This window comes from Kribbella sp. NBC_01505, assembly GCF_045040285.1.
GTDB lineage: Bacteria > Actinomycetota > Actinomycetes > Propionibacteriales > Kribbellaceae > Kribbella.
In genome coordinates this window covers 6533414-6553680 of sequence record NZ_CP109425.1, presented here as the reverse complement: position 1 = coordinate 6553680, position 20267 = coordinate 6533414, and the positions used below count along the sequence as shown (strand labels likewise).

Annotated in this window: 16 protein-coding genes, 2 tRNA genes and 1 pseudogene; 8 read left to right on the top strand and 11 right to left on the bottom strand. The window is 67.6% G+C overall.

All coding sequences use genetic code 11. The annotated features are described in order from the left end of the window. Positions 1 to 4: 4 nt before the first annotated feature. The 7 genes and pseudogenes from OG474_RS31135 to OG474_RS31105 all read right to left on the bottom strand — a co-directional run bounded on the left by OG474_RS31135 (position 5) and on the right by OG474_RS31105 (position 6848). A complete protein-coding gene (locus OG474_RS31135) occupies positions 5 to 1636 on the bottom strand; it encodes an alpha/beta hydrolase (protein WP_405057164.1) in 1632 nt (543 codons plus the stop codon). Between the two features lie 101 nt (positions 1637 to 1737). After that, entirely contained in the window at positions 1738 to 3033 is a 1296-nt protein-coding gene (gene clpX / locus OG474_RS31130; protein WP_405057163.1) for an ATP-dependent Clp protease ATP-binding subunit ClpX, read from the bottom strand. Positions 3034 to 3292: 259 nt separating this feature from the next. Then, positions 3293 to 3907 (bottom strand): annotated as a pseudogene (locus OG474_RS31125) (ATP-dependent Clp protease proteolytic subunit); the annotation flags it as partial. A gap of 30 nt (positions 3908 to 3937) precedes the next feature. Next, the gene (locus OG474_RS31120; RefSeq protein ID WP_171671210.1) at positions 3938 to 4561 is read right to left on the bottom strand and encodes an ATP-dependent Clp protease proteolytic subunit; all 624 of its coding nucleotides are present in this window, start codon (positions 4559 to 4561) and stop codon (positions 3938 to 3940) included. A 57-nt stretch (positions 4562 to 4618) separates the two neighbouring features. Beyond that, positions 4619 to 5056, bottom strand: coding sequence for a hypothetical protein (locus tag OG474_RS31115; RefSeq protein ID WP_405057162.1), 438 nt, complete (start codon positions 5054 to 5056; stop codon positions 4619 to 4621). A gap of 244 nt (positions 5057 to 5300) precedes the next feature. Then, the gene (tig, locus tag OG474_RS31110; protein ID WP_405057161.1) at positions 5301 to 6677 is read right to left on the bottom strand and encodes a trigger factor; all 1377 of its coding nucleotides are present in this window, start codon (positions 6675 to 6677) and stop codon (positions 5301 to 5303) included. Between the two features lie 98 nt (positions 6678 to 6775). After that, a tRNA-Pro gene (locus OG474_RS31105) sits at positions 6776 to 6848 on the bottom strand. Between the two features lie 126 nt (positions 6849 to 6974). Between OG474_RS31105 and OG474_RS31100 the strand changes: the two genes are divergently transcribed. From OG474_RS31100 to OG474_RS31075, 6 genes are all read left to right on the top strand, one after another. After that, a tRNA-Gly gene (locus OG474_RS31100) sits at positions 6975 to 7045 on the top strand. 1022 nt (positions 7046 to 8067) lie between these two features. Continuing rightward, the gene (locus OG474_RS31095; RefSeq protein WP_405057160.1) at positions 8068 to 8907 is read left to right on the top strand and encodes a nucleotidyltransferase domain-containing protein; all 840 of its coding nucleotides are present in this window, start codon (positions 8068 to 8070) and stop codon (positions 8905 to 8907) included. Positions 8908 to 8960: 53 nt separating this feature from the next. Continuing rightward, complete coding sequence (locus tag OG474_RS31090) at positions 8961 to 10022, top strand: AAA family ATPase (protein WP_405057159.1); 1062 nt, start codon at positions 8961 to 8963, stop codon at positions 10020 to 10022. Then, entirely contained in the window at positions 10015 to 11799 is a 1785-nt protein-coding gene (locus OG474_RS31085) for a DUF2201 family putative metallopeptidase (protein ID WP_405057158.1), read from the top strand. The genes OG474_RS31090 and OG474_RS31085 overlap by 8 nt, the downstream gene beginning before the upstream one ends. 9 nt (positions 11800 to 11808) lie before the next feature. Beyond that, positions 11809 to 12414 carry a chloramphenicol phosphotransferase CPT family protein gene (locus OG474_RS31080; RefSeq protein WP_405057157.1) on the top strand — a complete coding sequence of 202 codons (606 nt, stop codon included), beginning with the start codon at positions 11809 to 11811 and terminating at the stop codon, positions 12412 to 12414. A 9-nt stretch (positions 12415 to 12423) separates the two neighbouring features. Beyond that, a complete protein-coding gene (locus OG474_RS31075; protein WP_405057156.1) occupies positions 12424 to 12975 on the top strand; it encodes a kinase in 552 nt (183 codons plus the stop codon). Here OG474_RS31075 and OG474_RS31070 read toward each other — a convergent pair. The 4 genes from OG474_RS31070 to OG474_RS31055 form a co-directional block, all read right to left on the bottom strand. Then, on the bottom strand, positions 12953 to 13429 hold the full coding sequence (locus tag OG474_RS31070) for a DinB family protein (RefSeq protein WP_405057155.1): 477 nt from the start codon (positions 13427 to 13429) through the stop codon (positions 12953 to 12955). The two genes, OG474_RS31075 and OG474_RS31070, sit on opposite strands and share 23 nt — an antisense overlap. After that, on the bottom strand, positions 13426 to 13767 hold the full coding sequence (locus OG474_RS31065; protein WP_405057154.1) for a hypothetical protein: 342 nt from the start codon (positions 13765 to 13767) through the stop codon (positions 13426 to 13428). The genes OG474_RS31070 and OG474_RS31065 overlap by 4 nt, the downstream gene beginning before the upstream one ends. A 20-nt stretch (positions 13768 to 13787) precedes the next feature. Then, positions 13788 to 14981, bottom strand: coding sequence for an MFS transporter (locus OG474_RS31060; protein ID WP_405057153.1), 1194 nt, complete (start codon positions 14979 to 14981; stop codon positions 13788 to 13790). Between the two features lie 63 nt (positions 14982 to 15044). Continuing rightward, entirely contained in the window at positions 15045 to 16265 is a 1221-nt protein-coding gene (locus OG474_RS31055; protein WP_405057152.1) for an MFS transporter, read from the bottom strand. Between the two features lie 420 nt (positions 16266 to 16685). Between OG474_RS31055 and OG474_RS31050 the strand changes: the two genes are divergently transcribed. Both OG474_RS31050 and OG474_RS31045 read left to right on the top strand, forming a co-directional pair. Next, a complete protein-coding gene (locus OG474_RS31050) occupies positions 16686 to 18350 on the top strand; it encodes an ABC transporter ATP-binding protein (RefSeq protein ID WP_405057151.1) in 1665 nt (554 codons plus the stop codon). Next, positions 18347 to 20221, top strand: a complete 1875-nt coding sequence (locus OG474_RS31045) for an ABC transporter ATP-binding protein (protein WP_405057150.1) — start codon at positions 18347 to 18349, stop codon at positions 20219 to 20221. The genes OG474_RS31050 and OG474_RS31045 overlap by 4 nt, the downstream gene beginning before the upstream one ends. Positions 20222 to 20267 lie beyond the last annotated feature (46 nt).

Sequence of the window (20267 nt, the reverse complement as noted above, 5' to 3'; positions counted from 1 at the left end):
GTATTTAGCGCACGACCCCCAGCGCTTCGGTCGCGAGAGGGAAGGCCTTCACTCTCGCGAGGGTGCTGGCCGGAATCGGATCGAACGGCTTGCGATCCTGCTGACAGGTCGAGCCGTCGGCCGGTGCGGCCAGCGTGGTCAGGTACTTCGTGAGCAGCTGATCCGCGCAGACGCTCCCGCCCAGGCTGGTCGAGTGCCCCCAACCCTCGATCGTCACCATCCGCGCATCCGGCCACAGGTCGGCGTACGGACGAGTCGCCTGGTACGGCGTGGCCGGGTCGTGCCGGGTGCCGAAGACCAGCACCGGCTGCTTGACCTTGTTCTCCCACGGCCCGAGGAACGCGTCCTGGTCCTTCAGCCCGAGGAGCTCGCACTCGGCACCGACCCAGGCACGGAACCTTCCGAAGTGCGGCGCCCGCTTGTCCGCGGCATCGGCGTACGAAGGGAAGGCCAGCAGCCGGCCGGTCAGCCGCGTCTCGACGCACGGCTGCATGCTGCTGCCGGCCGAGGTGTACTCCTCCTTGCGGCGGTTCCACTCGATCAGCGACTCGGTCGCCTTCGGTGCCGCCTTGGCCCGGGCGGTAGCGGTCGGCCAGGTGGCCAGCTCGGCCAGGGTCTCGGCCAGCCCGGGGTAGGTGTACGACGAGTAGAACTGGGTGAACATGTAGGAGACCAGCGTCGCGTAGTCCATCTTCAAGGTGCTGCCGTCCGGCAACGGGATCAGGATCGGTGTCTTCTTCAACCGCGCCAGCGTGTTCTCGACAACTGTTGTCGGGTCGCCGACCTTGTTCAGCGCGCACGCGGCCGCAGCCTTCTTGCACTCCAGCAGGAACTGTTTGTAGCTGTCCGATGCGCCTTCGCCCTGCCTGATCCGGGCGCCGACCGGCTGCTTCTCACCGTTCGAGCCCGAGTACCACTCCGGGAGCAGCGTGCCATCGAGCGCGAGTGCCCGGACGTTGTTCGGGAACAGCTTCGCGTAGGTGGCCCCGAGGTACGTGCCGTACGAGTAGCCGACGTACGTGAGCTTCTTGTCGCCGACAGCCTGCCGGAGCAGGTCCATGTCGCGGGCGACGTTCGCCGTGGAGTAGTGCTGGAACCGGTCGGGTGACGTGGTCCGGCAGTTGAGCGAGAATTTCGCGACGGCGGCGAGGTACTGGCGCTCCTCCTTGGCGGTCACCGGGAACGCGCTGATACCGGCGAACGCTGCCTGCTCCTCGGCGGCGGTCGGGTAGCAGGTCACCGGATCGGACTGGCCGACCCCGCGCGGGTCGAAGCCGAGGATGTCGAACTTGGCCCGGACATCAGCGGAGTACGCGGACTGCGCGATCTGCTGGATGAAGGGCACCCCGGGGCCACCAGGCCCACCGGGGTTGGTGAACAGCGTGCCGATCTTCTGGGCTCGGTCGGTCGCTGGCAACCGCGTAAGCGCGATCGTGGTGGTCGGCCCACCCGGGCGGTCGTAGTCGGTCGGGACCTCGACCGACGCGCACTGGAACGGCTCGAGCTCGGGGGCGGTTCCGCAGGAGCCCCACTTGATCTTCGGTACGTCGTACGGCGGCTGGGCAGCGGCCGTCATCGGCACGATCAGCGCGAGTGCGCTCACCGTGACGGTCAAGGTACGAAGGACGGTTTTCATGCCTCGAACCTAGGCGGGCACAATCTCGCGACGCGTCCACCACGAGAAGGAGGCCGGACACCCGCCGTACGGCGGATCCGGCCTCCCTCGTGCGTGTGTTCCTACGCGGTCTTGTCGCGCCGCTCGCGCTTGCGCTCGATCTGGTCGCGCGGGATCAGCGTCGGGTTCACGTTCTCCAGCACGACGGCCTTGTTGACGACGACCTTGGCCACGTCCTCACGGCTGGGCACCTCGTACATCACGTTGAGGAGCACCTCCTCCATGATGGCGCGCAGCCCACGGGCGCCGGTGCCACGCAGCAGCGCCTGGTCCGCGATCGCGTCGACCGCGTCGTCGGTGAACTCCAGCTCGACGTTGTCGATCTCGAAGAGCCGCCGGTACTGCTTGACCAGCGCGTTCTTCGGCTCCGACAGGATCTTGATCAGCGCGTCACGGTCCAGCGGGGAGACCGTGGTGATCACCGGAAGGCGACCGATGAACTCGGGGATCAGCCCGAACTTCAGCAGGTCCTCCGGCATCACATCGGCGTACCCACCGACCTCGCGCGGCTTCTCGGTCTCGCGGGAGGCGTTGAACCCGAGGGTCTTCTTGCCGACCCGCTGCTCCACCATGTGGTCCAGACCGGCGAACGCTCCGCCGACGATGAACAGCACGTTGGTGGTGTCGATCTGGATGAACTCCTGGTGCGGGTGCTTGCGGCCGCCCTGCGGCGGGACACTCGCGGTGGTCCCCTCCAGGATCTTCAGCAGCGCCTGCTGGACACCCTCGCCGGAGACATCGCGGGTGATCGACGGGTTCTCGCTCTTGCGGGCGATCTTGTCGACCTCGTCGATGTAGATGATCCCGGTCTCGGCCTTCTTGACGTCGTAGTCGGCCGCCTGGATCAGCTTCAGCAGGATGTTCTCGACGTCCTCACCGACATAGCCGGCCTCGGTCAGCGCCGTCGCGTCCGCGATCGCGAACGGGACGTTCAGCATCCGGGCCAGGGTCTGGGCGAGGTAGGTCTTGCCGCAGCCGGTCGGGCCGATCAGCAGGATGTTCGACTTGGCCAGCTCGACGGCCTCGTCCTTCGCGTGCCGGCCGGCGCTGGAGGCGCCCTGACCGTCGCGGACCCGCTTGTAGTGGTTGTACACCGCCACCGCGAGCGCCTTCTTCGCCACGTCCTGTCCGACGACGTAGGCATTGAGGAAGTCGTAGATCTCCCGCGGCTTCGGCAGCTCGGTGAGTCCGACCTCGGAGCCCTCGTTCAGCTCTTCCTCGATGATCTCGTTGCAGAGATCGATGCACTCGTCGCAGATGTAGACGCCGGGACCGGCGATGAGCTTCTTGACCTGCTTCTGGCTCTTACCGCAGAACGAGCATTTGAGCAGGTCGCCGCCGTCACCTATGCGTGCCACCGGGACAGATCCCTTCTCTGAGCAGTCGAACCGTGGGCCGGGGGGCGTGGCCGCTCGGGGCCGGGGCGCCGTCGTACCGAATGGACACCCCTACTTCGACAGGTACCCCGCCGAACCTGTTTCGACGGTACCCCGTCAGGAGCCGAAACGCCGCGCTCCGTGCCGGGTTGTGTCTACGCCGGTGGCGAACGCCGCGGGGCCTTGACAACTTTCGGGTGCGATCGGTGGGCCCCGGGTGCGGGGCCCACCGTCTCACGGGTCAGACTCCGGCCGGAACCGGCTTGAGCGTCTGCAGCACGTCGTCGATCAGGCCGTACTCGATCGCCTGCTCGGCGGTCAGGAACTTGTCCCGCTCGATGTCGCGGGAGACCTCTTCGTGCGACTTGCCGCTGGCGTCGGCGAGCATCTTCTCCAGCAGCGCGCGCAGGCGGAGGATCTCGTTCGCCTGGATCTCGATGTCGCTGGACTGCCCGTAGGTGCCCTCGGTGGCCGGCTGGTGGATGATGATCCGGCTGTTCGGCAGCGCGAGGCGCTTGCCCGGCGTACCGGCGGCGAGGAGCACCGCGGCGGCCGAGGCGGCCTGGCCCAGGCACACGGTCTGGACGTCCGGCTTGATGTAGCGCACGGTGTCGTAGATCGCGGTCAGCGCGGTGAACGAACCACCGGGCGAGTTGATGTAGATGCTGATGTCGCGGTCGGAGTCCATCGACTGCAGGCAGAGCAGCTGGGCCATCACGGCGTTCGCGATCTCGTCCGTGATCGGCGTGCCGAGGAAGATGATCCGGTCCTCGAACAGCTTCGTGTAGGGGTCGATGCGGCGCATGCCGTACGACGTGCGCTCCTCCCACTGCGGGATGAAGTAGTTCATGTTTGCGTCCTTAGGTTCTTGCCGAGGGGGAGCAGGTCAGGAGTTCGGGCTGCCGGAGCTGAGCTGAGCGGCGCTGTTGACCACGTGGTCGATGAAGCCGTACTCCTTGGCCTTGTCCGCGGTGAACCAGCGGTCGCGGTCCGCGTCGGCCTCGACCTGCTCGAGCGGCTGGCCGGTGTGCTCGGAGATCAGCTTGAACAGCAGCGCCTTCAGGTGCAGCGACTGCTCGGCCTGGATCTTGATGTCGGACGCCGTGCCTCCCATACCGCCGGAGGGCTGGTGCATCATGATCCGGGCGTGCGGCAGGGCGTACCGCTTGTTCTTCGCGCCGGCGCAGAGCAGGAACTGGCCCATCGAGGCGGCCAGGCCCATCCCCACCGTGGCGACGTCGTTGGAGATCCACTGCATGGTGTCGTAGATCGCCATGCCGGAGTCCACCGAGCCACCCGGCGAGTTGATGTACAGCCAGATGTCCTTGTTGGGGTCCTCGGCGTTGAGGAGCAACATCTGCGCGCAGATCGCGTTCGCGTTGTCGTCGCGAACCTCGGACCCCAGGAAGATGATCCGGTTCTGCAGCAGGCGCTGGTAGATGTGGTCGTCGTGTCCGCCGGATCCATTGCCGCCCGCGGCGGTGGGGCTGGCTGCAAATGTCTCGTTCACGAAGCCGACATTACTGGGCGGGAGCGACAGACCTAAGGCTGGGCCACAGGTGTTCGCTCACGGCGCACCGGTGAGGCGGAACAACCGCCCCGAACCAGCCTCCACCGAGACCCGGAACGCAGCCCCCGTCAGGGTCACCGGCTGGTACGCACCTGACGCGGGCACGAACTCCTCGACCGCCCCGACCGCCGCCTGAACGGTGATCGTGACGCTCGCGGCGGCGCCGTACCGGCGGTTGGCGACGAACAGCCGGCGCCGGCCGTCGTCGGCAGCGGTCCGGAACTGGCCGAGGACGGCCGGGTCACCAGCAACAGAGCGCAGCTGAGTCGAAGCAAGGGGGTAGTGGTCGAACGAGATGAACGTCGGCGCCATCTGGTCGGCGTACCGGGTCAGGAACTCCCGGTACGCCGCCTCCTGCTTGGGGTCGTAGAACGGGACCAGGTTCACGTGGGTCAGGTCGGGCGGACCTGCGGCGGCCAGTACGTCGGAGATCATCCGCAACCGCGGGTACAGGCGTGGAGGCGGTTCGTCGATCAGGTGGAACCCAACGAACGCGGGCGAGGCGGCGGGCCGCTTGCGGCGAGGGCCGTCAGTACGACGACCGCCAGTACGCGGGCGGACCTCCCGAGGGGACGGGTGGAGGTCATGCTCCGACGCTAGCCGCGGCCGCTATCAGCTCGCTGTCAACGCGAAACGGCCCGGAACCCCTTGGCGGGGTCCGGGCCGTTCGGCGTACAGATCAGGCCTTTGCGGGCTCCTCGACCGGGGCCTCGGCTGCCTCCGGGTCGGCGTAGGTGCCGTCCGGCTGCAGGGTCTTCAGCTCGATCACGTTGCCGGAAGCGTCCTTGACCACGGCGTGCTCGACCAGGTGGGCCAGCGCCTTGCCGCGGACGACCTCGGACACCAGGCTCGGGACCAGGTTGTTCTCGACCGCGTGCTGGGCGAACTGGTCCGGGCTGACGCCGGAACGCTGCGCGTGCCGGACGATGTGCTCGGTGAGCTCCTGGTCGTTGACGCTCAGCTCCTGCTGCTCGGCGACCAGATCCAGCACGAACTGCGCCTTGATGGCGTCCTCGGAGCGCTTCTTCAGGTCCTCGTCGAACTCTTCCTGGGTCTGCTCCTCGCCCTCCAGGAACTGCTCGAACGACATCCCGGAGTACCCGAGCTGCTGCTCCAGGTTCTCCTTGCGGGCGGCCAGCTCGTCGGTCAGCAGACCGTCCGGAACCGGCACGTCGACCAGGGTCAGGATCTTCTCGAGAACCGAGTCCCGGGCCTCGCCGGCCTGCTCGAGCCGCTTGCCGCGCTCCAGCCGGGACTGCACGTCGGCCTTCAGCTCGTCGGCGGTGTCGAACTCCGACGCGGTCTGCGCGAAGTCGTCGTCGAAGGCCGGGAGCTCCTGCTCCTTGACCGCGGTCACCGTCACCGACACGTCGACGTCGTCACCCTTGAGCGAGCCACCGACCAGCTGCGTGACGAAGGTGTTGCTCTCGCCCGCGCTCAGCCCGATGACGGCCTCGTCGAGGCCGTCCAGCAGCTGACCGCTGCCGACCTGGTACGACAGGCCGGTGGCCTGCGCCTCCTCGACCTTCTCGCCGTCCTTGCTGGCCGACAGGTCGATCGTGATGAAGTCCTTGTCGGCGGTCGCCCGCTCGACCGGGTTCAGCGAGCCGAAGCGCTGCCGGAGCGCCTCGATCTGCTCCTCGACCTCGGAGTCGGCGATCGCGATGTCCTCGACCTCGGCCTCCAGACCCTCCAGGTCCGGCAGCGTGATCTCCGGGCGCACCTCGACCTCGGCGGAGAACTGCAGGCTCTCCTTGTCGTTGAACTCGGTGACGTCCACCTCAGGGCGGCCGATGGCCTTCACCTGGTTGTCCTGGACGGCCTGCGAGTACAGCTTCGGCAGGGCGTCGTTGATGGCCTCTTCGAGAACCGGCCCACGGCCGACCCGCTGGTCGATCACCTGCGGGGGGATCTTGCCCTTGCGGAAACCAGGAACCTGGATCTGCTGGGCAATGCTCTGGTACGCCGCGTCGAGGCTCGGCTTGAGCTCCTCGAACGGCACCTCGACGATGAGCTTGACCTTCGTCGGGCTCAAGGACTCGACGGTGCTCTTCACGGTGGCGGTTCTCCTTGATCTGATGACATAACCGGCGCGGCGGACAGCCCGCACCACAGCGGTGCTGCAGGGGGTTTCCACGGTGCTGCATGGATTAGTCGGGGCGACAGGACTCGAACCTGCGGTCTCCTGCTCCCAAAGCAGGCGCGCTAGCCACTACGCTACGCCCCGCAGTGACCGCACGAGTCTAGTCGACGCGGAGGGGTGCTCGCGCCACCACCCCCACCCCGGAACCAGTTTGAGCCGGAACGCCCAGATGTGGAATCATGTCCGGGCACCCACTCCGGTGGGCCGCACGCGGGTGTAGCTCAATGGTAGAGCCCCAGTCTTCCAAACTGACTACGCGAGTTCGATTCTCGTCACCCGCTCGATCGAGAGCGAGGAGTGTCTGCAGAAAGCGCAGACCTTCTCGCTCTCGCCATTTCAAGCTCGCTCCGCTCGCGGCGGGGGCTCCGCCACCCGCACCCCCAACCTCGCTCCGCTCGGCTCCCCCCGGCCGAGCCCGCGCCCCCGCCCGCCCCGTGGCTGAGGTCGTGCCCACGCTCGCCCCCGTGGCTGAGGTCGCGTGCCCACGCTCGACCCCGTGGCTGACCCCGCCGCCCCACTCGCCCCGTGGCTGTCCCCGCGCCCACACCCCCCGCCGTGGCCGAGCCCGCGCCCCCGCTCGCCGCCGTGGCTAAACCCGCGGCCCCGTGGCCAACCCCGTGCCCACACTCCCCGCCGTGGCTCAGGTCGCGCGCTCGGCTCCCCCGGGTGGCCGCCGCGTCTTTGGGCGCCCAGCGCGTCTTTGTGCACCCACCGACCACGCAGACCGCCCCAAAACGGTTGATGGGATCACAAAGTTGGCGCGCCCGCACAAAGTTGGCGCGCACACACAAAGAGCAGCCCGCCCACCCTTGGGCACGAGGCTCCACCTTGGGCACCCATCGCGTCTTTGGGCACCCACCAACCACGCAAACCGCCCCAAAACGGTTGATGGGATCACAAAGACGGCGCACCCGCACAAAGCTGACGCGCGCGCACAAAGAGCAGCCCGCCCACCCTTGGGCACGAGGCGTCGCCTTGGGCGCCCGGGGCATCTTTGGGCACCCACCGACCACGCGGAGTGGCCCGAAATGGTTGGTAGGGGCTCAAAGTTGGCGCGCACACACAAAGAGCAGCCCGCCCACCCTTGGGCACGAGGCTCCACCTTGGGCACCCAGCGCGTCTTTGGGCACCCACCAACCACGCAAACCGCCCCAAAACGGTTGATGGGATCACAAAGACGGCGCACCCGCACAAAGCTGACGCGCGCGCACAAAGAGCAGCCCGCCCACCCTTGGGCACGAGGCGTCGCCTTGGGCGCCCGGGGCATCTTTGGGCACCCACCGACCACGCGGAGTGGCCCGAAATGGTTGGTGGGGGCTCAAAGACGGCGCACCCGCACAAAGCTGGCGCGCGGGTACAAAGAGCAGCCCGCCCACCCTTGGGCGCGAGGCGTCGCCTTGGGCGGTCGGGGATCTTTGGGCGGTGGGGGGATCTTGGGGGCCCCACGGGTACGGCGAGGGGGGTGAAATGGGTGGTGGGGGCTCGGCGGGGGCGGGAGGGTGGGGGGATGGAGTTGCGGAGTTTGGGTGAGGCGGCTGAGGCGGCGTACTGGGAGCGGTTGTACGGGCGGTGGGAGCCGATGGACTTGAGCGGGGTTAGTGCGTTCATGCGGGGGTTTGGGCGGGAGTGGTGGGTTGTTGGGGGGTGGGCTATTGATGCGTTCACGGGGGTGGGGCGGGAGCACTCGGATGTGGATGTTTCGATCTTTGCGGGTGATGTGCCGGCGCTGCGTGCGCATGCGGGTGATCGGTGGCATTTGTGGAATCTGGCGGGTGGGGACATGCGGCCGCTGACTGATCGGCATCCGGAGGTGTTTTCGCCGGCCAGTCAGGTTTGGGTTCGGGAGCATGGGGATGCGCCGTGGGTTGTTGATCTGCCGTTGACGCCGGATGCGGATGGGCTGTGGTGCAACAAGTACTTGCCGGAGCACACGGGGCGGCTTGAGGACGTTACTTGGGTGGCGGAGGACGGGATTCGGTATTTGAATCCTGAGATCGTGCTGCTGTTCAAGGCGCGTCTGCATCGGACGAAGGACCAGTACGACCTGGAGCGAACCTGGCCGCTGTTGTCCGCACCGAAACAGCAATGGCTGCGCGAGACGGTACGGCGTGCTTATCCGGACTGCCCGTGGAAATTCGTGTGACAAGGATTCTGGTGCGGAGGATCCTTGGGGGTTCGGCTTGGTGAGAGGGACGGATGCAGGCGGGGATTTCGGTTTCGGCGGGTGAGCTGCCGGAGGTTTTGTTGCATGTGGCTGTGGTTCGGCCGGTGTTCTTGTGGGGTGCTCCGGGGATTGGGAAGAGCAGTCTGGTGCGGGCTTTCGCGGAGTCGCTGGGGCTGGAGTGCGTGACGTTGCTGGGGACGCAACTGGCGCCTGAGGACCTGATCGGCGTGCCGCAGATTGTTGACGGGCGGAGCCGGTTCGCGCCGCCGGTGGCTATTGCCCGGGACGAGCCCTACTGCTTGTTCCTGGATGAGCTGAATGCTTCGTCTGCCGAGGTACAGAAGGCGTTCTACTCGCTGATTCTGGATCGGCGGATCGGTGAGTACGAGCTGCCCGAGGGGTCCGTGGTGATCGGTGCGGGTAACCGGGCCACGGACAACGCGCTCGCCCGGCCGATGGCCAGTGCGTTGATCAACCGGCTGGTGCATGTCCATCTGCGCGCTTCCGCGAGCGACTGGCTGAAATGGGCTGGTACGGCGGGAATTCACCCGTGGGTGCTCGACTATCTGCGCAACCGGCCGGACCACCTGTGGACTGCACCGCCGAAGACCGAGGAGCCGTTCTCGACGCCGCGAAGCTGGCACATGCTGTCGGATGCGCTGCACTCGTACGGCGACGGTGCCACCGACGAGACGCTCCGGGTGCTTGCCTTCGGCACCTTGTCTGCCGCGCACGCCTCGGCCTTCCGCGCGTTCGTGAAGACGGTGCGGAACGCGTTCGGTCTGGAAGCGGTGCTGAAGGGTGAGGCCGGTTGGCCGGCCGCTCCCGAGGACCGCGACCTGCTGTACTTCCTGGCCGAGACCTTCCGCGCCCGGCTGATCAAGGAGCTCCCCGCCGACAAGAACTCCGGCAGTCCGGCCGCGCGTCAGCTCGCGCACCGCGGCAAGGCGCTGCTGGTGGAGCTGGCCGAGATCTCGCTCGAGATCGCGCAGGTCGTGATCGCGTCGGACGACGACGGCCGGCCGGTGCTGCCGACCTGGTTCCTGGTCGAGGTCAGCCGCGACCTGCCCCGGCTGGTCGCCGCGCGTGCCTGACCGGCGGCGCAAGGCCCGCAAAGACCCGGCCCGGGAAGCGATCCTGGCCGGTTGGGACGTCGTACGGCGGCATCCGCTCTTCGTGCCGATGGTGGGCTACGAGCCGCCGGCCAAGGACGACGCGTGTCCGCGGGACGGCTGGGCCCGGATCGACTCGAACGGCAGGATCCTGGTCCACCCGAGTCGCCGAGCCACTCCGGAGGAGTGGACCTGGGTCTTTGCTCACCTGCTGATCCACCTCGGACTCGGCCACCTGGACCGCGACCGCCCGACGCCCGACCAGGCCGCGAACGCAGCGTGCGACGTCGCGGTCAACCACTTCCTGCACTCGCTCAAGCTGGGCCGTGCGGTGGTCGACCTGCCCGATACCTATCCCAGCACTGACGAAGACACACTGGCGCGGCAGTGGCGAAGCAGCACAGTCCCGGACCAGTACGCCGATCTCGGCGTCGCAGGCGGGCAGTCCGACGTACTGATCGTGCCGTGGACTGGTTGGGGCAAGCCACCGGACTGGAGCCAGCTGTTCGCCGCCGGACTGTCGAATGCCGCAGCAGCCGCAGTGGACGTCGCTGGTGGCGCGCGGTCGTCGCTGATGGACCGCAAACCCGGACGGGACGTGTGGGACCTGGCTCTGGGCTGGTTCGTCTCCTCCTATCCACTGCTCGGCGCACTCGCCGCCACCATGAAGATCGTGGCCGAGGCCGAGGTCGCCCGTGGCTGGGACATCCAGATTGCGGCAGTGAACGCCGCAGCGGGTGAGATCTACATCAACCCGCTCACCAACCTGACGCAGAACGAATGGCGCTTCGTCATGGCGCACGAGATGCTCCACGCCGCACTCCGGCACGGCGAACGTGTCGGAGGCCGTGATCCGTACCTGTGGAACGTCGCAGCCGACCTGGTCATCAACGGCTGGCTCCTGGAGATGAGCGTCGGCACCATGCCCGACGGAGCCCTCTATGACCCAGCCCTGAAAGGCATGTCCGCCGAAGAGGTCTACGACCGGGTCGCCACCGACCTGCGCCGATACCGCAAGTTGGCAACCCTGCGTGGGACCGGACTGGGCGACGTACTGGGCCATCCGCTGCCACACACCGGTGAGGCTGCCCGTGCGGCCGGCCTGGACGACATCTACCGGCGCGCACTGAACACCGGCCTCGCCTACCACGACCCCTCCCGCGGACTGCTCCCGTCCGGCCTGGTGGAGGAGATCCGCGCGCTGGAGCACCCACCGCTGAGCTGGGACGCCCAGCTCGCCCGCTGGTTCGAGGAGCACGTCCCTGCGGTCGAACGCACCCGCACCTACGCCCGCGCCTCTCGACGCCAGGACAGTACGCCGGACATCCCGCGGCCGGGGTGGATCCGGCCTGTCGAGCTGGAGCGCCTCCCGACGTACGGCGTCGTCCTGGACACCTCGGGTTCGATGGACCGGGTGCTGCTCGGCAAAGCACTCGGCGCCATCGCGTCGTACTCGCGAGCCCGAGACGTCCCCGCCGCTCGCGTCATCTACTGCGACGCAGCCCCGTACGACGCCGGCTACGTGCCCGTTGACGACATCGCCGGCCGAGTGCAGGTCCGCGGCCGGGGCGGCACGGTTCTCCAGCCCGGAGTGGACCTCCTGGAGCGAGCCGACGACTTCCCTGCCACCGGGCCCATACTGCTCATCACCGACGGCCACTGCGACGTGGTCCGCGTCCGCCGCCCGCACGCCTGGCTCCTCCCCCGCGGCGCCACTCTCCCGTTCACTCCCCGCGGCCCTGTCTTCCGCGTCGAATAAAGTCGCCCGGTGCACCCCGGCCGAATCATCATCCTGAACGGCGCCCCGCGCTCCGGTAAGACCAGCATCGCGACCGTCATCCAGAACACGTTCGACGGCGTCTGGATGAACCTCGGTGTCGACCACTTCCAGCAGATGACACCACCGCAGTACCGGCCCGGCATCGGACTCCGCCCCGGCGGCGAGCGCCCTGACCTTGAGCCGCTCGTCGTCACGCTGTACGCCGCCATGTACGACGCGATCGCCGCTCACAGCCGGCTGGGGCTCAACGTGGTGGTCGATGCGGTGCACCACGACTCCTACTCGACTCCGCTCGGCATCCTGCCGTCGTGTGCTCGCCGGCTCGAGGGACTGCCGGTGTTGTTCGTCGGCGTGCGCTGCCCGGTCGACGTCGTACTGGAGCGACGGCGGGCGACCTGGGGTGGCGTCGGCTACAACCAGGGCGGGACTGTCGCCGACCCGGTAGCCCTGTGGCAGGAGGCGGTCCACACGCCTGGTGTGTACGACGTCGAGGTCGACATGTCGGCGCTCACTGCAGATGAGTGTGCGCAGGTCATAGGGCAACAGGTGGACAGCGGTTCGGCGTTCGAGCGTTTGGCAGCAGGCCTGGTTTAGGGTCCTCGGGTGACTTTGATCGGGGACGGTACGACGCGGCTTGTGGTGGTCCGGGGGAACTCGGGGTCGGGGAAGAGCAGTACGGCGCAGGAGATCCGGCGACGGCTCGGGTATGGCGTGTCCTGGGTCGAGCAGGACTACGTCCGGCGGACTCTGCTGCGGGAGCACGATCGGTTCGGGCAGCCGAATGTGGGACTGATCGACATGATCGTGCGCTACGCGCTCGCCCACGGCTATCACGTAGTGCTGGAAGGCATTCTGAACAACCGCACGTACGGCGACATGCTCCGGCAGCTCGTGGCCGACCACGCCGGCGTGACCGGGGCGTACTACTTCCAGCTGCCGTTCGACGAGACCATCCGGCGACACTCGACCCGCGAACTGTCGAAGGTCGTCACGGCCGACCAGATGCGTGACTGGTACCGCGACATCGACCTCCTGGGCGTACCCGGCGAGCAGGTGATCGGTATCGACAGCACGCTGGACCAAACCGTCGACCGCATCCTCGCCGACCTCGACTGGACGACCGGAGGCGCTGTCAACGAGCCAGTGGTGGGCTAGCGATCAGTTGGCGGAGCGCAGTGGCGTGGCCGGCGTGTTGTGCGGTTTCGGCGGCCATGGTGAAGAGCAGGAAACCCAGTGTGGTCTCGTGAATCGGCCAGTGCGCGACATACGCCGGGCTCTCCAGGTCCAGCGACAGGATGACCTGGTCCGCCTTAGCGGACAGCTCCCGGTAGACGCCGGTGATGTAGTCAGTTGACTCCTCCGGCGTTGCCCACAGGTCCTGCTCGTCATGGGGGTTGTCCCGGAACCAGGTTGGGCGCAGTGCGGGCGTGTGGCCGAGTGACTCGCCCAGATAGCCGTGCTCTTCGCCGGCCAGGTGCTTCACCAGACCGAGCAGATTCGTACCGCTGGCCACCATGGGACGCCGCCGGTCGTACTCCGACACTCCCTCGACCGCGGCCAGCACCTGCGCGCGACTACGCCGCAGACTCTCCAGCAACTCAAGCTTCATCGGTGCTCCTCAGCAACCTTGAGAACCTCGTCAGCAACGGTCGTCACTGGCCGACTCGCGTCGACGAGAGTGGCGCCGAAGCGAGCGTTGTCGGCATCGACGGTCGCGTGCCAGTGCAGAATGCGACGCAGCTCCTCCTCGGACGAACCGAAGCCTTCGGGCCGCTGCGCAATCCGCCTCCGTACCGTATCGGCGTCCACCGACAGACCGGCTCCGTCTAGCCACACCCCCAGGCGGTCCGCGTCCACGTCGTACGACGGATGGCCGCGTCGCACCAGTTCCGCGCAGACCGTCGACTTGCCGGAGCCGGATGCGCCGGCCACGTAGAACAGAGGCATTGCTGCAGTCTGCCCGACTGTCAGTTGAGAGTCTTGGTGGTGCGGAGGGGTGAGAGTGCTGCGATCAGTACGCCGATGAGCATTCCGCCGCTGGAAAGCAGCAGCGTTGGCCGCAGACCGAGCGCAGTGGCCAGCAGGCCGGACAGCGCAGCCCCCAGAGCCTGGCCGCCGATGACCAGGGTGCGCCAGGTGGCCGTGGCTTGACCTAGCTGGTGCGGAGCAATGCGGGACTGCCGGAGTGTGCGTTGCGGGATGCCGAACAGCGCCATGCCCAGTCCCGAGATCGCCTGTCCCAGATAGATGACTGGCGCGAGTCCCGTAGCCAGTGCGGCACCAGACACGACCGAAAGGAACTGTCCGGACATGTAGGCCCGACCGATGCCAACCCGCCTGCACCAGGCCGACGCCACCAGCGTCCCGACCACAGCTGCGGCACCAGATGCGGTCAGCGCGATCCCGACGTACGCCGGGGACCAGTGCAGCTCGCGGACCAGGTACAGCACCACGAGCGGTCCCTGCATCGAACCGAACAGCGACCCGATGGTGGCCGACAGAGTGAGCGGTCCCAGCAAGCGATCGGCGAACAGCACCCGCAGACCGGTCGACAGCCGCACCGGCGTCCGCTCCGGAACCGGCACGCGCTCCGGCTCCCGGATCAGGTACGACGTCACAGCCGACACCACGAACGACACCGCATCGACCAGGATCGCGAACGGCGCACTCACCGCCTGCACCAGAAACCCCGCCGCGGACGGTCCAGTCGTCGACGCCACGTTGGTCGTCAGGAGCGACGCACTGTTCGCCCGCATCAGGTCCGCACGCGACACCAGCGCCGGCAGCAAGGTCTGAGCTGCGGTATCCGACAGCAGAGTGAGCACACCAGTCAGTACGGCGACGCCGTACAGCTGGCCTATCTGCAGCACGCCCGCAGCAGCTGCCAGTGGGATCGACCCCAGCAGTGCGGCGCGTCCAACGTCCGCCAGCACCAGAAGCCGTCGCAACGACACCCGGTCGACCACCAGCCCAGCAGGCAGTCCGAAGACCAGGTGTGGCAGGACGGTCAACGCCGACAGCAGTCCCATCTCGAGCGGAGACGCCTGGAGGGTCAGTACGGCAACTAGCGGCAGCGCGACAGTGGTGATCGAGCTACCAGCCGTGGACACCAACTGCCCGAGCCATAGCTTCCGAACCTCGCCCTGCACCAGCAACCCCATGTGCGGCAACCTTTCACTCCCAGCGGTCAGTGACTACGGGTGTTCGCCCCGAGCGGAGCGTGTTCACTCCACGCGAACTGGGAGCTCCCGCATCCCGCGAAGCGGCTGTCGGCACAGCTGCGTCAACGACAGAGCCGCTACCGCCGAGCACAACGCCAGTGCGATGACGGGCTCGCTGAAAGCGTCGGCGATCAGTCCACCGAGGAAGGCACCCACTGGGATCGTGCTGAGGTTGATCGTCCGCGCTGTCGCCTGCACGCGGCCCAGATAGGCCGACGGAGTGAGGTGCTGGCGCAAGGTGATCACCGTGGCGTTCCACACCGGCAGCCAGAGCGACGACACGAACATCAGCCCGACCACCCAGACCACAGCTCCACCCAGCAGGCTGAGTGGCACCAGGAGCCAGACCGCTCCTTCCAGACCGGTCAGCAGCAGTGTTCGGCCCACACCGAGCCGGCGGAGCAGCCATCCGGTCGCAGCGACACCGAGTAGGGCTCCAACCGCGCCGACCGTGAACAGCAGCCCGACAGAACCGGCAGACAGGTCGAGGCCGCGGTACAGGAAGACGATGAGCACCGTCCGGTTCGCGTTCATGCCGAGGTTCCGCAGTGCCGCCGAGACGGTCAGCGGCCGCAACACCGGGTGCCGCCAGACTAGTCCGAGTCCGGCGACGATCTCCCGACCGAGCGGCTCCCGCGCAACGGACACCGGCAGCGGCTCCGGCGTACGGATCGCTGTGATGCCCGCGAGCGACGCCACGAACGACAGCGCGTTGACGCCGAAGCCGACCGCGACCCCGCCGAACTGGAGTAGCAGACCGCCGACAGCCGGGCCGCCTAGCCGGGCGAGCGAGTTCGAGAGCTCCAGCCGCACATTGCCGCGGGCCAGCTCAGAGCCGGTCAGCAGCGAAGGCAGATAGGTCTGGTAGGCCAGGTCGAAGAACAGCGTGGCGACCCCGACCAGTGCGGCGAGCGCGTAGAGCAGCGGCATCGACAACCAGCCCAGTGCTGCGCAGAGCGTCAGTACGCCGAAGCACGCGATCCGGATCGCGTTGGCCGCGAGCAGCACCGGGCGACGCCGTACCCGATCCAACACGGCTCCGGCGACCAGACCGAGCACCGGATAGGTGATGCTGCCGGCTGCGTTGAGCGCGCCGACCTGCGTCGCCGAGGCGCCCAGAACGAGGACCGCGGCGGTCGGCAGGGCCAGTGTCGAGACCTGGTCGCCGAGGAGGCTGACCGACTCGCCGAACCACAGCGAGCGGAAGTCCCGGCGGCGCTGCACCCTCCCCACCCTGCCGCAGCTCGCCCCGGGAACACGCCCGGGAGCCGCGAGATTGCAGGAAGTTGCAATCCGAACCGAAGACCTATCGCGGTTCGTAATGACTGTGATGCCGGTCACCGCCTGGGTCCGGCGGTGGCCTATTGCAACAAGCTGTAATTCATCCACGGGGAATGGAATTGGCAGGACAGGCGCTTACCTACTGAGCGATAATGGACAGTGCGCCTGTCTTCCGGTCGCGAACCCCCTGCCTAGTTGATGATGGGAAGTGCGCCCGTCCAGATGCCCTCAGAGCACCCTGTCCAAGCTCCCTCGATCCAAGCCCCCTCGATCGCACCACCGTCCCCACGGACCCCCGAACGAAGCCGCAACCTGTGGCGACTCCGGCCCTATCTGCGGCCGCACCGCTGGCGGCTGATTTTGATGTTCTCGACGGCCATGCTCGGCGTCGGTGTCAGCCTTTCGATCCCCCTGGTCACCCGGTCCATCATCGACGGCCCGGTCACCCGCCACGAGCTGGACCTGCTGGTCCCGCTGGCGTTCCTGGCCCTCGGGCTGAGCCTCGCCGAGGTGATCCTGGTCTGGATCCGCCGGATGGCCCAGTCCCGCACGGTCTCCGACCTGGAGGCGTCGCTCCGGCAAGACCTCTACGTCCGGCTGCAGTCCCTGCCGATGGAGTTCCACACCCGCTGGCAGAGCGGTCAGCTGCTGTCGCGGGTCACCACAGACCTGTCCACCATCCGCCGGTTCATGGGCTTCGGCCTGCTGTTCCTGGTGATGAACATCCTGCAGCTGGGCGTCGTCACGATCCTGCTGCTGCGGCTCTACTGGCCGCTCGGCGTCGTCGTGCTGGCGGCCGCCGTACCGATCGTGATGGTGTCGCTGAAGTTCGAGAAGAAGTACCTGCGGATCTCCCGCAAGGTGCAGGACCAGGCCGGCGACCTGGCCACCCGCGTCGAGGAGTCGGCGCTCGGCTTCCGGGTGATCAAGGCCTTCGGCCGCCGTCAGCACGTGCAGCGGCAGTTCGACGACGAGGCGATCACCCTCTACACCACCGAGGTCGAGAAGGTCCGGCTCTCGTCCCGGTTCTGGAGCTTCCTCGGCGTCATCCCGAACCTGACGCTCGTGATCGTGCTGCTGCTCGGCGCGCTCGCGGTCGGCCGGCAGTCGATCACCCTCGGCACCCTGGTCGCGTTCATCACGCTGATGCTGTCGCTGGTCTGGCCGGTCACGTCGCTCGGCGCGATCCTCGCGATGGCGCAGGAGGCGATGACCGCGGCGGACCGGATCAGCGAGATCCTCGACACGCACTCGGTGATCACGTCCGGTCCGCTCGAGCTGACCGGGTCGCGGGGCCACCTGCGGTTCGAGCACGTCGGGTTCCAGTTCTCCGACGACTCCTCGGAGATCCTGCACGACATCAACCTCGACCTCACCCCCGGTACGACGCTCGCCCTGGTCGGCTCGACCGGTTCGGGCAAGACCACGCTGACCGCGCTGGTCCCCCGCCTGTACGACGTCACCGCCGGCCGGATCACGATCGACGGGCACGACATCCGCGACCTCACCCTGAACTCGCTGCGGACGGCGGTCGCCTCGGCGTTCGACGACCCGACGCTGTTCTCGATGAGTGTCCGGGAGAACCTCACCCTCGGCCGCCCGGACGCCACGGACGACGAGATCCAGGAGGCGCTGCAGGTCGCGCAGGCCGAGTTCGCCAACGACCTCCCCTGGGGTCTGGAGACTCGCGTCGGCGAGCAGGGCATGTCGCTGTCGGGTGGCCAACGGCAGCGGCTCGCACTGGCCCGCGCAGTGCTCGCCAAACCGGCCGTGCTGGTGCTGGACGACACCCTGTCCGCACTGGACGTCCACACCGAGGCTCTGGTCGAGGAGGCGCTCCGCAGAGTGCTGGCCGACACCACCGGCATCGTGGTCGCGCATCGTGCGTCCACAGTGATGCTGGCCGACCAGGTGGCGCTGCTCCAGGGCGGCACGATCACCCACGTCGGTACCCACCAGGAGTTGCTCGCGACAGTGCCGGCGTACCGGCATCTGCTCGCGGCTGACGAAGAGGAGGTGCATGCATGACGACGACTGAACAGCAGACACCTCCTGCCGAAGAACAGAACGAACAGGACAAGCCGCAGCAGTCCTGGCGCGGGGTGTACGAGGACGAAGGCACCAAGGAGTTGTCGAAGGCAACGACCGTGCGGCTGAAGGAGGACTCCCGCAAGCTGCTCGGCGAGCTGCTCCGGCCGTACAAGAAGCTGATCTGGGTCCTGGTCGCGATCGTCGTGATCGAGAACGCGGCCCGGCTCGCGGTGCCGTACCTGGTCCACCTCGGCATCGACAACGGCATCCCGCCGATCCTCGCCGGTGACGGACCGAGAGCACTGATCACAGTCGTGATCGCCGTTCTCGTCAGCGCGTTGCTGCAGGCGTTCACCCGGCAGATCTTCCTGATGCGGTCCGGCCGGCTCGGGCAGACGATCCTGCTCGGTCTGCGCCGGCGCGTGTTCGACCACTTCCAGCGGTTGAGCCCGGCGTTCCACGACAAGTACACGTCCGGCCGGGTGATCTCCCGGCTGACGTCCGACGTCAGCGTCATCGACGAGCTGCTGGCCAACGGGTTCGACGGTCTGGTGACCGCCGTGCTGACCCTGTTCGGTACGGCGGTTCTGCTGCTCGTGCTCGACCTCAAGCTCGGTCTGATCGCGCTGCTGTCCTTCCCGCTGCTGCTGTTGCTGACAGCGTGGTTCCGGAAGCGGTCGGCGGTCGTGTACCGGCGGACGCGCGAGGCCGTCGTACTGGTCATCGTGCACTTCGTCGAGTCGATGACCGGGATCCGGGCGGTGCAGGCGTTCCGCCGGGAGCCCCGTAACGAGGAGATCTTCGCCGGGGTCAACGAGCAGTACCGGGAGGCGAACTACGAGTCGTTCCGGCTGAACGCGGTCTTCATGCCGTCGATCAAGGGCGTCGGCAACGTCACCATCGTGGCGATCCTCGCGTTCGGCGGTTACCAGGCCTACCACGGTCACGTCACCGTCGGCGTACTGACCGCGTTCCTGCTCTACCTGCGGCAGTTCTTCGAGCCGCTGCAGGACATCTCGCAGTTCTACAACACGTTCCTGTCCGCGAGTGCCGCGCTGGAGAAGCTGTCCGGCGTACTCAACGAGGAGCCGGACGTGGCCGCGCCGGTCAAGCCGGTCAAGCCCGCGGTGGCGCGTGGTCACCTGGAACTGCGCGGCGTGCAGTTCCAGTACGTCGACGGCGTACCGGTGCTGCCGGGACTCGACCTGGACGTGCCGGCCGGTCAGACTCTGGCCCTGGTCGGGACGACAGGTGCCGGGAAGACGACCATCGCCAAACTCGTGTCACGCTTCTACGACCCGACCGGCGGCCACGTGCTGCTGGACGGCCAGGACCTGCGTGATCTGAACGAGGACGACCTGCGGGAGCGGGTCGTGATGGTGACGCAGGAGAACTTCCTCTTCACCGGCTCGGTGGCCGACAACATCCGCTTCGGCAAGCCGGACGCCACCATGGAAGAGGTGGTCGAGGCCGCCAGGATCATCGGCGCCCACGACTTCATCTCCGCACTCCCCCAGGGCTACGAGACCCAGGTGGAGAAGCGAGGCAGCCGCCTGTCCGCCGGCCAGCGCCAGCTGGTCGCGTTCGCCCGCGCCTTCCTCGCCGACCCCGCCGTCCTCATCCTGGACGAGGCCACCTCCAGCCTCGACATCCCCAGCGAACGCCTGATCCAGCGAGCCCTGCGAACCATCCTCGCCGACCGGACAGCGATCGTGATCGCGCACCGCCTCTCCACCGTCGAGACCGCGGACCGGGTCCTCGTCCTCGAACACGGCATCATCCTCGAAGACGGCCCACCGCAAACCCTCATCACCACCGGCGGCAACTACGCCGGCCTCCACCAAGCCTGGGAAGACTCCCTCGCCTAGCCGGTCGGCGCGTGGTTCACCCCCCACGCGCCGACCACCCCGGTAC

Excerpts from the sequence above, each read along its gene's own strand:
- OG474_RS31135 (WP_405057164.1), bottom strand. The coding sequence starts at position 1,636 with ATGAAAACCGTCCTTCGTACCTTGACCGTCACGGTGAGCGCACTCGCG.
- OG474_RS31115 (WP_405057162.1), bottom strand. The coding sequence starts at position 5,056 with ATGATCTCCGACGTACTGGCCGCCGCAGGTCCGCCCGACCTGACCCAC.
- OG474_RS31095 (WP_405057160.1), top strand. The coding sequence starts at position 8,068 with ATGGTTGGTGGGGGCTCAAAGACGGCGCACCCGCACAAAGCTGGCGCG.
- OG474_RS31090 (WP_405057159.1), top strand. The coding sequence starts at position 8,961 with ATGCAGGCGGGGATTTCGGTTTCGGCGGGTGAGCTGCCGGAGGTTTTG.
- OG474_RS31070 (WP_405057155.1), bottom strand. The coding sequence starts at position 13,429 with ATGAAGCTTGAGTTGCTGGAGAGTCTGCGGCGTAGTCGCGCGCAGGTG.
- OG474_RS31065 (WP_405057154.1), bottom strand. The coding sequence starts at position 13,767 with ATGCCTCTGTTCTACGTGGCCGGCGCATCCGGCTCCGGCAAGTCGACG.
- OG474_RS31060 (WP_405057153.1), bottom strand. The coding sequence starts at position 14,981 with ATGGGGTTGCTGGTGCAGGGCGAGGTTCGGAAGCTATGGCTCGGGCAG.
- OG474_RS31050 (WP_405057151.1), top strand. The coding sequence starts at position 16,686 with ATGTTCTCGACGGCCATGCTCGGCGTCGGTGTCAGCCTTTCGATCCCC.
- OG474_RS31045 (WP_405057150.1), top strand. The coding sequence starts at position 18,347 with ATGACGACGACTGAACAGCAGACACCTCCTGCCGAAGAACAGAACGAA.